The 11,275-nt window shown below is 69.0% G+C and carries 10 protein-coding genes and 1 pseudogene; 2 read left to right on the forward strand and 9 right to left on the reverse strand.

The genetic code is table 11. The features are described 5' to 3' along the window. From ABZT93_RS39970 to ABZT93_RS39995, 6 genes and pseudogenes are all read right to left on the reverse strand, one after another. A pseudogene (locus tag ABZT93_RS39970) lies at positions 1 to 364 on the reverse strand (sugar phosphate isomerase/epimerase); the annotation flags it as partial. A 98-nt stretch (positions 365 to 462) separates the two neighbouring features. Further along, positions 463 to 1,677: a Gfo/Idh/MocA family oxidoreductase gene (locus ABZT93_RS39975; protein ID WP_356113986.1), complete on the reverse strand. Its 1,215-nt coding sequence runs from the start codon at positions 1,675 to 1,677 to the stop codon at positions 463 to 465. A gap of 89 nt (positions 1,678 to 1,766) precedes the next feature. Beyond that, positions 1,767 to 2,813: a substrate-binding domain-containing protein gene (locus tag ABZT93_RS39980; protein ID WP_356113990.1), complete on the reverse strand. Its 1,047-nt coding sequence runs from the start codon at positions 2,811 to 2,813 to the stop codon at positions 1,767 to 1,769. Between the two features lie 165 nt (positions 2,814 to 2,978). After that, positions 2,979 to 4,007 carry an ABC transporter permease gene (locus ABZT93_RS39985; RefSeq protein WP_356113992.1) on the reverse strand — a complete coding sequence of 343 codons (1,029 nt, stop codon included), beginning with the start codon at positions 4,005 to 4,007 and terminating at the stop codon, positions 2,979 to 2,981. Beyond that, positions 4,004 to 5,527 carry a sugar ABC transporter ATP-binding protein gene (locus ABZT93_RS39990; protein ID WP_356113994.1) on the reverse strand — a complete coding sequence of 508 codons (1,524 nt, stop codon included), beginning with the start codon at positions 5,525 to 5,527 and terminating at the stop codon, positions 4,004 to 4,006. The genes ABZT93_RS39985 and ABZT93_RS39990 overlap by 4 nt, the downstream gene beginning before the upstream one ends. Before the next feature lie 482 nt (positions 5,528 to 6,009). Beyond that, a complete protein-coding gene (locus ABZT93_RS39995; protein WP_356113997.1) occupies positions 6,010 to 7,191 on the reverse strand; it encodes an ROK family protein in 1,182 nt (393 codons plus the stop codon). Between the two features lie 264 nt (positions 7,192 to 7,455). Between ABZT93_RS39995 and ABZT93_RS40000 the strand changes: the two genes are divergently transcribed. Then, a complete protein-coding gene (locus ABZT93_RS40000; RefSeq protein ID WP_356113999.1) occupies positions 7,456 to 7,830 on the forward strand; it encodes a hypothetical protein in 375 nt (124 codons plus the stop codon). 91 nt (positions 7,831 to 7,921) lie between these two features. On the opposite strand, the gene ABZT93_RS40005 is transcribed toward ABZT93_RS40000, so the two are convergent. After that, a complete protein-coding gene (locus ABZT93_RS40005) occupies positions 7,922 to 8,635 on the reverse strand; it encodes a beta-glucanase (protein ID WP_356114002.1) in 714 nt (237 codons plus the stop codon). Positions 8,636 to 9,244: 609 nt separating this feature from the next. Then, positions 9,245 to 9,568, reverse strand: coding sequence for a putative quinol monooxygenase (locus ABZT93_RS40010; RefSeq protein ID WP_356114004.1), 324 nt, complete (start codon positions 9,566 to 9,568; stop codon positions 9,245 to 9,247). A gap of 146 nt (positions 9,569 to 9,714) precedes the next feature. Here ABZT93_RS40010 and ABZT93_RS40015 point away from each other — a divergent pair, with 146 nt between their 5' ends. Beyond that, the gene (locus ABZT93_RS40015) at positions 9,715 to 10,545 is read left to right on the forward strand and encodes a helix-turn-helix transcriptional regulator (protein ID WP_356114008.1); all 831 of its coding nucleotides are present in this window, start codon (positions 9,715 to 9,717) and stop codon (positions 10,543 to 10,545) included. A gap of 355 nt (positions 10,546 to 10,900) precedes the next feature. On the opposite strand, the gene ABZT93_RS40020 is transcribed toward ABZT93_RS40015, so the two are convergent. Next, entirely contained in the window at positions 10,901 to 11,041 is a 141-nt protein-coding gene (locus ABZT93_RS40020) for a hypothetical protein (protein WP_356114010.1), read from the reverse strand. Positions 11,042 to 11,275: the final 234 nt, after the last annotated feature.

Raw genomic sequence — 11,275 nt, forward strand, 5'->3', positions numbered from 1 at the left:
CACGCGCGGCCCGCGCGGTGTCCTTCATCCGGCCCGCCGCCCGCTGCCGGACGCCTTCGGGGTCGCCGTCGCCCCAGATCGCGGACGGCAGGATCACCCGGTGGCGTTCGTCGATGATGGCGTCGCAGACGGCCTGGCCGACCAGGTGGTTGGAGATCGCCCAGCACGTGAGGCCGTACTTGTCGAGCAGTGCGTGCCGGGAGTCCACGTACGACGGGTCCGTGAGCGCCTTGTCGACCTCGAAGTGGTCGCCCCAGCAGGCGAGTTCGAGTCCGTCATAGCCGAAGTCGCGGGCGAGGCGGCAGACCTCTTCGAGGGGGAGGTCTGCCCACTGACCGGTGAACAGGGTGAACGGGCGTGGCATGGTGCCTCCGAGCGGGGTTGCTGACACGGCGACGCGGGCGCTGGGGCCCTGTCTCTACCGGTCTCTACGGGACTGCGGTCTCTACGGGACTTCGACCTCTACGGGACTTCGGCCTCGACGGCCTGGACAGGGGTGTAGACGGAGTTCTTCTGCGCACTCTCCTCCACCGCGGCGAGCACCCGCTGCACCTGAAGGCCGTCGGCGAACGACGGCAGCGGGTCGGTGCCGGACGCGATGGCCTCGACCAGGTCGCGGGCCTGGTGGACGAAGGTGTGCTCGTACCCGAGGCCGTGGCCCGGCGGCCACCAGCCCTCCAGGTACGGATGCTCCGCCTCGGTGACGACGATCCTGCGGAACCCCGCCGTGGCGGCGGGCTCCCGGTGGTCGTGGAAGGACAGTTCATTGAGCCGCTCCAGGTCGAAGGAGAGCGAACCGTGCTCGCCGTTCACCTCCAGCCGCAGGGCGTTCTTGCGCCCCGACGCCATCCGGGTCGCCTCGAACGTGGCGAGGGCTCCCGAGGCGAGCCGGCCGGTGAACACGGCCGCGTCGTCGACCGTCACCGGACCGCGCAACGCACCGGCGGAAGCGCTCAGACCGGTGGAGGCACCGTCGAGGAGGGGCCGCTCCTTGACGAAGGTCTCCATCTGGGCGGAGACCCCGACCAGAACCTCACCCGCCAGGTACTGCGCGAGGTCGATGATGTGCGCGCCGAGGTCGCCGAGCGCCCCCGACCCCGCGTGCTCCCTCTCCAGCCGCCAGGTCAGCGGGAATTCGGGGTCGACCAACCAGTCCTGGAGATAGCTGACCCGCACATGGCGCAGCGTGCCGAGCCTGCCGTCGGCGATGAGCCTGCGGGCGAAGGCGAGGGCGGGCACCCGCCGGTAGTTGAAGCCCACCATGGCCAACTGCCCACGCTCGCGGGCCGCTTCGGCTGCCCTGACCATGGCCTGCGCCTCGGCGACCGAATTGGCCAGCGGCTTCTCGCACAGCACGTGCTTGCCCGCTTCCAGCGCCGCGATCGCGATCTCCGCATGGCTGTCGCCCGGTGTGCAGATGTCGACGAGCTGCACGTCGTCACGGGTCACGAGGGCTCGCCAGTCGGTCTCCGTCGCCGCCCAGCCGTGCTTGTCGGCCGCCGCCCGCACGGCGTGCGTGTCACGGCCGGCGACCGCGGCCATGACCGGCCGCAGCGGCAGGTCGAACACGTGCCCAACGGTGCGCCACCCTTGTGAGTGGGCGGCGCCCATGAACGCGTAGCCGACCATGCCCACGCCCAGTGTCGGGGGTGCGGTCCGACTTTCCCTCTGTTCCATACGGGTTCCTCCCGGTCGGAGTTGTCACTGACTCATCGCTGTGTTCGCGGACGCATCGCTGTTTTCGCGGGGCACGCGGCCCGGGCCGGTCAGATGAAGCCGGTCGGCAGGTACTGGTCGACGTTGTCCTTCGTCACCACGGCCGAGTAGAGGGTCAGCGAGGACGGGATCTCGAACTCGGAGAGCCCACCGACACCCTTGCCCTGGCCGAGGGCCCGCGCCAGGTCGATGGCGGAGGCGGCCATCGTCGGCGGGTACAGGACGGTCGCCTCGAGCACGCTGTTGCCGGCCTTGATGGCGTCCATCGCGGACTTGGCGCCCGCGCCGCCGACCATCAGGAAGTCGTCGCGGCCAGCCTGGTCGATGGCGCGCAGGGCGCCCACGCCCTGGTCGTCGTCGTGGTTCCACAGCGCGTCGAACTTCGACTGGGCCTGGAGGAGTTGCGCCATCTTCGCCTGGCCGGACTCGACCGTGAAGTCGGCCGCCTGGCGGGCCACCTTCTTGATGTTGGGGTAGTTCTTCAACGCGTCGTCGAAGCCCTTGGTGCGCTGCTGGGTCAGTTCGAGGTTGTCGAGGCCGGCGAGTTCGACGACCTTGGCGTTCTGCTTGCCCTTGAGCTGTTCACCGATGTAGTGACCGGCGTTGAGGCCCATGCCGTAGTTGTCGCCACCGATCCAGCAGCGGTACGCCTGCGGGGAGGCGAAGACGCGGTCCAGGTTGATGACGGGGATACCGGCCCGCATGGCCTGCAGGCCGACCTGGGTAAGCGCCTTGCCGTCGGCCGGCAGGATCACCAGGACGTCGACCTTCTTGTTGATCAGCGTCTGGATCTGGCCGATCTGCTGGGCGGTGTCGTTGGAGCCCTCGGTGATCTCCAGGGTGACGTCCGAGTACTTCTTGGCCCGGTTCTTGGCGTTGTCGTTGATGGCGTTGAGCCAGCCGTGATCGGCCTGCGGTCCCGCGAAGCCGATGGTGACGGCCTTGCCCGGCTTGTCGTCCGCGGCCGGGACGTTGTCGGCGGCCGGTTCCTGGTTCTTGGGCTCGTTGCTGGTGCAGGCCGTCAGTAGTGCGCCGGCGGACACGGCTGCGGTGCCGAACAGCAGTGCTCTGCGGCTGGTGGCGGGAGTTCTGGCCATGGCGAATCGACCCTTCGACTGGGCGGTGTGCGTCAGATGGAGGAGGTGAGAGGAGAGGTGCCGGACGGCGGTGTCAGGTCCCGCCGTCCGGCGGTATGCGGGCAGCGGCGTCAGGTCGCCGTGCAAGGAGCGGCGACACGTGTCGCCGTACAGCAGGCAGGGGCGTCAGGTGTCGCCCTGCAGGGATCGGCGCTGGACCAGGACGGCGGCGACGATGATGGCGCCCTTCGCGATCTGCTGTACAGCGGTCTCGAGGTTGTTCAGGGCGAAGATGTTGGTGATCGTGGTGAAGACCAGCACACCGAGGACGGAGCCGACGATGGTGCCGCGACCGCCGCTGAGCAGGGTGCCGCCGATGATCGCCGCGGCGATGGCGTCGAGCTCGTAGAGGTTGCCGTTGGTGTTCTGGCCCGAGCCGGCGAGCACGATCAGCATGAACGCGGCGATACCGCAGCACAGTCCGGACAGCAGGTACAGGTACAGGCGCTGACGGCGTACGTCGATGCCGGCGAGCCGTGCCGCCTCCGCGTTGCCGCCGACCGCGACGGCGCGGCGGCCGAAGGTGGTGCGGTTGAGCAGCAGCCAGCCGATGACGGTGACCGCGGCGAAGATCAGGACGAGGGGCGGGATGCCGAGGATGTAGGAGTCCCTGGCACCGAGGTCGAGCACGGACTCGACGCTCACGATCTGGGTGCTGCCGTCCGTGATCTGCAGCGCCAGGCCCCGGGCGGAGGCGAGCATGGCCAGCGTCGCGATGAACGGCACCATCCTGCCGTAGGCGATCAGCAGACCGTTCACGAGACCGCAGCCCACACCGACGACGACCGCGGTGAAGAGGATGCCCGCGAAGCCGAACTCCTGTGTGGCCACGGTCGTCGCCCACACCGAGGAGAGCGCCACCATGGCGCCGACCGACAGGTCGATCCCGCCGCTGGTGATGACGAACGTCATGCCGACGGTGACGACGCCGATCACGGACGCCTGGGTGAGGACGAGCTGCAGATTGCTCGTCGACAGGAATTCGTCCGGTGCGGTGATCCCGCCGACCGCGACGAGGGCGGCGAGGACTCCGAGCAGGGACAGCGTGCGTACGTCCCACGGCAGTCCGGGGCGGCGCGAACTCGGTTGCTCCCCCGCGGACTTGGTGGCGGACGTCGGCGCATCCTTCTGCGCCGCGGTGGCCGGCTGCGTCATGACGTCGAGCTCCCTTCCATCACAAGATCGAGTACACGGTGCTCGTCGAGCTCCCGGGCGTCCGCCGTGTGCACGACGCTGCCTTCGCGGAGCACCAGCACCCGGTCGGCGAGACCCAGGACCTCGGGCACCTCACTGGACACGAGAAGTACGGCCAGGCCCTCGTCGGCCAGCCGGCGAATCACTGCGTAGAGCTCCGCCCGGGCGCCGATGTCGACGCCCCTGGTCGGCTCGTCCAGCAGCAGCACCTTGCAGCCCCGCAAGAGCCAGCGTGCGAGCACCGCCTTCTGCTGGTTGCCGCCGGACAGGGTCCTGATCGCGGCATCGGGATTGTCCGGCCGAAGCGACAGCTCCCGAACCGCCTGGTGTGCCGCGGCCCGCTCGGAACGCCGGTCGATCCAGCCCGCGCGGGCGAACCGGGACAGGGTGGAGACCGAGACATTGCTGCTGACGGACTCCAGCATCAGCAGGCCCTGCGCCTTGCGCTCCTCGGGCGCGAGGCCGATGCCGGCGCGGACGGCGGCGCGGACGCTGCCTGGACGCAGGGGCGTACCGTCGACGAGGACCCGGCCGCCGTCGGGCTTGCGCGCCCCGTAGATCGTCTCCAGGATCTCGCTGCGCCCCGACCCGACGAGCCCGGCCAGACCGACGATCTCGCCGGTTCGCAGCTCCAGATCGACGGGCGCGAACTCCCCTCGCCGGGTCAGCCCTTCGACCTTCAGCACCGGCTCCCTGCCCGCGGCAGACTCGGCCTCAGGGCGTTCAGGGAAGACGTACTCGACGTTCCGCCCGGTCATCAGGGCTACGACCTCATGGGTCGGGGTCGACTCGGCGGGCAGACCACCCGCCACCGACCGGCCCTCCTTCAGCACGGTGACCCGGTCGCCGATGCGCCGGATCTCCTCGAGGCGATGGGAGATGTAGATGACGGCGACGCCGTCGGCCGTCAGATCGGCCACGATCCTGAAGAGGTTGTCCACCTCTTCGGGGTCGAGCGCGGCCGACGGCTCGTCCATCACGATGAGCCGCACCTCATGGGACAGTGCGCGGGCCATGGAGACGATCTGCTGCTGCGCCGCGGACAGGTCGCCGACGAGCCGCGCGGGATCGATCTCCGAGTGCCCGAGACGATTCAGCAGCTTCCCGGTCGCCGTACGGGCGGTTGAGCCGCGCACGACGAAACCGGCGGCTGTGGGTTCGTGCCCGAGGAAGACGTTCTCCGCGACGGAGAGCCCCTCGATCAGGTCGAGTTCCTGGTAGATGGTGGCGATACCCAGACGCATGGCGGCGATCGGAGACCCCAGGGTCACGGGCTCGCCCTGCCAGGTGATCTCACCGCCGTCGGGCTGGTGGGCTCCGGCGAGTACTTTGATCAAGGTGGACTTGCCGGCGCCGTTCTGGCCCAGGAGGCAGTGCACTTCTCCGGCCTGGACCTCGAGGTCCACACCGTCCAGGGCTCGGACGCCCGGGAACGACTTGGTGATGCCGGACATGGTGAGCAGGGGTGGTGGTGATGCCATGAAGGATCCCCTCGGCGGTTGCGGTCCGTGGGCGGGCAGGGCTGAGCGGGGTGGTGCGGGGTATGTGGGCAGCTCTGGGGAGCCCCTGGCGTCGGGGGCGCCGGGGCATACGGGTTGGGCGTGCGGGTTGGACGTATGGATTGAGCGTCGGGTTGAGGCGGAGGATCGCTGGACGGCCATGCGGTCATCGCGGTGGTGGGCGCCGGTCACCGGAGCGTCGTGCGGTCGCGCCGCGGGCTATGGGGTCGCGCCGCGGGCTATGAGGTTGGGGCGGATAGCCAGGGTTGAGGCACTCCATGGGGTTATGGCGCTGGCGTGGGGTTACAGCCATGGGGTTATGGCGCTGCCGTGGGGTTACGGCCTTGCCAGGGATCGTGGCGGTGCCATCGGGGTGCCGAGGCACTCGTAGTGGTCCGTAGTGGTCCCGCCGGGGCCCGGTTCCGGTTGTCGGCCGGCGTGGTGTCCGGCGAGCCCGCTGTCGGTCAGGCCGGTGAGAAGACGTGATCGCTGATGAGCCGAGCCGCGCCGATGACTCCGGCGGTCGGCCCCAACTCGCCCAGCACGATAGGTAGGTTGCGCGTGGCCAGCGGCAAGGACTGCCGGTAGACCTGCGTCCGGACACTGGCCAGCAAGGTGTGCCCGAGCCCGGTCACCCCGCCGCCGATCACCACCAGCCCCGGATTGAAGAAACTGACAAGCCCGGCGATGACCTGGCCCAGACGCTTCCCGCCCTCCCTGATCAGCTCGAGAGCGACCGCGTCCCCCGCCGCCGCGGCAGCCGACACATCCGCGGCCGTCAGGCGCCCCGCCGTCTCCAGCCGGGCTGCAAGCTCCACTGACCGGCCCGCGCGCGCGGCCTCCTCCGCGTCACTGGCCAGCGCGGCACCGCTGAAATGCGCCTCCAGACAGCCTCGGTTGCCGCACGCACACGCACGGCCTCCGGGTTCCACCGGGATATGACCGATGTCGCCGGCGCTGCCCGTCGTCCCCCGATAGACCTCGCCACCGACCACGATCCCGCAGCCGATGCCGGTGCCGATCTTGATGCACAGGAAGTCGCGCACGGAACGGGCCACGCCCGCGTGCTGCTCTCCTACGGCCATCAGGTTCACGTCGTTGTCGACCATGACCGGACAGCCCAGTTCCTGACTCAGCGCCTCCCGCACCGGGAAGCCGTCCCAGCCCGGCATGATCGGAGGCGCAACCGGCACGCCTTCCGGAAAGCGGACCGGCCCCGGGACGCCGATGCCCGCTCCGTCGAAACCCTCCGCGACACCGGAGGCCTTCAGCTTGGCGGCCATCGACAGCACCTGCTCGAAGACCGCCACCGGCCCCTCGCGGACATCCATCGGCTGATTCAGATGCCCCAGGACCTCCAACTCCGCGTTCGTCACGGCGACATCGATCGACGTGGCACCGATGTCGACGCCGAGGAAACGCAGCGTCGGCGCGAGCCGAATGTTGTGCGAGCGCCGGCCACCGCGTGAGGGGGCGAGCCCGTCCGCGACGACCAGCCTCGTCTCCAGCAGCCGGTCCACCTCGACAGCAAGCTTCGAACGTGACAGGTCCACCAGATCACCCAGCTGGGCACGGGAGTTGGGCCCGCTGTCACGCAGCAAACGAAGCAGCCGCGCCTGATGTGTGTTCTCAGGTCGAGCAGTCATACGTCTCACGAGCCTCTCCCCTCCCCTCGCCCACGGCTGGGGATCTGACGCCTGCCTCCGTCGGCGGAGTCGTCCGGCTTCCGAGGAGGAACGTAGCAGCGATTTACCTGACTGAGAAGAACTTAGGAGCGGAATGGGGGCAACTTTTTCCACTCACAGGACAAAGACCCGCGCGGCCCAGCGTGGAAGTGCGGTACCAGGGCTTGGCGGGCGCCCGATAGTTGCTCCGACGACCCAGAACGCAAGCGCTACAGACTCGCCGTCGTGCAGTCGCCGTACCTGGAGCGGGAGGCAGCCGCGACGAACCTCGCCCGGTCCACTGGCGCGGACGCGCATTGCCGCGCTCGAAGCCGAGGCCGCCTCCGCCGCCGCCAACTTCCACCCGCACTCGCCGACGAAGTCGATACACAGAACAGTGGACGCGGCCCGCTCCTGCTGATCTCCGGCGACAAGGCCCACACGGTGCCCGAGACCGTCACCCGGGCCACGCTCAAGCAGTACCGGCACTCAGAGGCCGTCACGTACATCCTCAGCTTCCCCGACCGCGTGCATTCCCTCACGATCGACAGCGGCCGGCGCGAGGTCGCGGACACCGTCCTCGACTGGCTTCGCAAGAAGAATCCGGAGGGCGTGCGATGAGCTCCCGTCCCTCAGCGGTCCGCCGGCACGTGGCGCTCGAGCTCCTTCCTTGACGTTCATGGGTCGAACTTGCCGTCGGGACGCCGTTGGTTCACTCCCCCGGGCCGTCCGCGGGCCCATCCACCTCGGACGTCTCGTCCGTCAGGCAGCTCTCGAAGGGCCGTGTGACCACGAGACGGCGCACCTCATAGGACATCTCGGCAGTCCCGGGTTCGGGGGCAGGGTGGTAACGGCCCGCGCACACCGACAGGTTGACGATGAGGTAGGCCTGCCAACCAGAGCCCACGCCCCGCCCGTCGGAGAAGATCCGCTCGCCGTCGAGGGTCCACACCACACTGCGCCGACCGAAGGTCACCCCCAGATCAAGGACGGCCCCCGGACGCACCGCCTCGTGGCGGACATAACTCTGGCTCTCACGTACGTGATTGGTCAGCTCCAGAAGGTCAGGGTTGTCGGGATGGTACTCAAAGACGTCGACCTCGTTGCCGCCGTCCCGCCAGGTCCAGACGGCGGGCCAGGCACCCAGCCGGGTGGGCAACCGTACGGTGGTCTCCAGGTGGTCCCCGGTACGCACCATGAACCCTTCGGCGCTCCCCTCGGTGGTCAGCAGTCCCGCGTCCCACAGGCCGTCCGCCCTGCGCCGGGCTCTGAACATGCCCAGCCGGGAGTAGGCAGGGTCCGCCGTGAGGTGATCGAGTTTGTTGTCGCCCTGGTTGGTGGGCCCTCCGTTCGGATAGGCCCAGGAGCGGCCCGCGACCCACTGGCGTTCCGAGGAGAAATCGGCGCTGAACAGGACGGCACTCACATGCGCTCTCCTTGCTGTCGATGCCCCTGCCTTTCGCATCTCCTGGCCCGTCCGCCTCCATGCGCCGACCGCCCATATCCGACGTGCAATTCAGCCCCCCGGGTGAAGGGCCACCGTAGACGCGCCCGCCCACGCCCGCCGTACGCGCACACGCGCCCGTGGAAACGCGTTCGCCCCTGGCTCCGCCCACCAGCACCACCAGCCGGCCCCCCCAGAGGCGCCCGGTTCGTCCTGACCGTGCTTCGGTCCCCGACGGCGCCGCCGCGGCAGATGCCCGCGTTCAGGACCAGGCCGTCCAGCCGGCCACAGGACGTCAGAGCCGCGTCGACCAGACCCAAGGCGGAGTCGGGGTCACCGGCGTCGGCTGGATGGCCGAGGGCCCCGGTCTCTTCCGCGAGACGCGCAAGGGCTCGGGCCGCCGTCCGGATGCGACGAACTTGACCACGCAACACCATCCAGGAGGAGGAAGAGCAGGCACGGTTCCACGTGATCATGGAGTCTCTACGCTCGGTGATCACGCCGGACGGCCGTGCCTGCACCGGCGTCCCATTGCTCGAAACCACTCGGCTTCGGAGAGCGCCGATCACGCCCGCCGCACTCCGGGGCGCCCTACCGTGCCGGGCGGAACGGTCGCAGGAAGCGGATCCCGTCCTCGACGCTGCCGTCCATCAGCTCCAGCAGTTGGGGCACCAGGTCCTGCATGCGAGGTGCCTGCAGGTGTCCTTCGAGGGCCTCGCGGCTCTCCCAGCGCTCGAAGACGACGAACGTGCCCGGTTGTCCCTCGACCTGGTGAGCCTCGTAGTCGATGTTGCCCGCGTCGTAGCGCGATGCGGTGACGGCGGCTGTCATGAACTCCCTCATCGCGGCTTCCTTACCGGATTTGGCCCGGGCTTCCCACAACACGGTGACGTAGTGGTTCGACGTGGTGGTCATGCTTGCTCCTCCTGTCTCCGAACAGCATCGTTGTGCGCCGTTCACGACTCGACACTGAGCCCCGGGGAGTGTCGGCGGGAGCTACGGGACTTCGTGGTACAGCGCGTACCACCCAGCGGGGCGGGGTGTGCAGGAGGATGGCGTGCATGGATCAACTAGGTGCCGCGCTGCGGGCGTGGCGGGACCGGCTGGACCCCGCGGCGGTGGGGTTTGCGCACGGCTCACCCCGCCGGGTCCCCGGTCTGCGACGCGCGGAGCTGGCGACGCTGGCCGGCATCTCGGTCGAGTACGTGGTCCGGCTGGAGCAGGGGCGGGTGGCGACACCCTCGGCGCAGGTCTGCTCGGCCCTGGCTCGCGCCCTGCGCCTGTCCGACGACGAGCACGCGCACCTTCTGCGCATGGCCGGTCATGCAGCGGATCCGAGTCGGGTTCCGCGCATGATCCCGGGGAGCCTGTACCGGATCGTGGACCAGCTCGCCGGCAACCCGCTGGCGATCTACGACGCCACCTGGCAGTTGCTGCACTGGAATCCGCTGTTCGCGGCCACGTTCGGCGATCCCACGGTCCGCGGTGCGGGAGACCGCAATGTCCTGTTCTGGCAGTTCCTGGGTGAGCTGCCCCGGGTGCGGCAGACGGCGGCCGAGCGGGCGGCGTTCGAGGAGTCCCTTGTCGCCGACCTGCGCGCGACGACGAGCCGGTACCCCGACGATCCCGACCTCACGGCTCTGGTGACGAGGCTGAACTCCAGCCCACGGTTCTGCGAGTTGTGGAAGCGCCGAGCGGTGGGCGGTCACCAGAGTGCGCACAAACTCGTCCAGCACCCGGACGTCGGAGACGTCGCCATGAACTCCGACATCCTGAACACCCAGGACACGAACCTCCGCCTCGTGGTGTACACGCCGCAGCCAGGCACCGACGCCCGCAGCAAACTCGAATTCCTTGCGGCCGTTGGCGTCCAGAAGATGTCTCCTCAGTGATGAGGGCCCGCGTTCTGCCCCGTCCGGCGAACCACGCTGCTGGGTGGGAGCCGCGGTTCTCCTCTACGTTCAGCCCGCGCAGCCACGACGCAGGGCGGAATCGCGCAGAAGGCGTCACGACGCAGCCCGCCGGAATCCGTGATGCACGCTCGTCGAAGTTCAGTCGCTGAGCGAGGAGCCACCCCGGACTGGGAGCCCGACTTCTGAAGAACAGCGCGCCCCCGGCCCCGGCCCCGGATGAGGATCTCGCCTGGCCTACTGCATCGGCCAGCCCGGGGTTCTCATGTCTGATCAACGCCTCCGGCGTCCGGTCCCGCGCCGGAGGAAGGGTGAGCGTCACCTCGCCCGCCGGGGTCTAGAGGGTGAGGGTCGTCTCCCCCCGGTAGATGGCTCGATCGATCTTCTTGGTCTCTGCCCACGTGAAAGCGAGGCGGCGGTCCTTGTTCCGCTGCTTCGGCCACATGTGCTTGATGTCCTCTTTGGAGAAGGTGGTCATCCCCGGGTGCCACGGCCGGGGATGACCACTACGGCCTGTCTGAAAAATGACCACTGGGCGGGTTTGTGTCTGGTGCTATTTGCCTTGCTGTGATGGCATCGGCCAGCGACCCTGGGCTGGTGCCAGGACAGCGGAAGAAGAAGCGGCAGCAAGAGGTCGCGAGGCGGCAGCTTGCTGCTCGCGACGCGGTGGGCGCGGGGCGGTGGGAAGTGATCTTTGAGACCCAGGACGAGA

This window comes from Streptomyces sp. NPDC005303 (assembly GCF_040607335.1).
Taxonomy (GTDB): domain Bacteria; phylum Actinomycetota; class Actinomycetes; order Streptomycetales; family Streptomycetaceae; genus Streptomyces.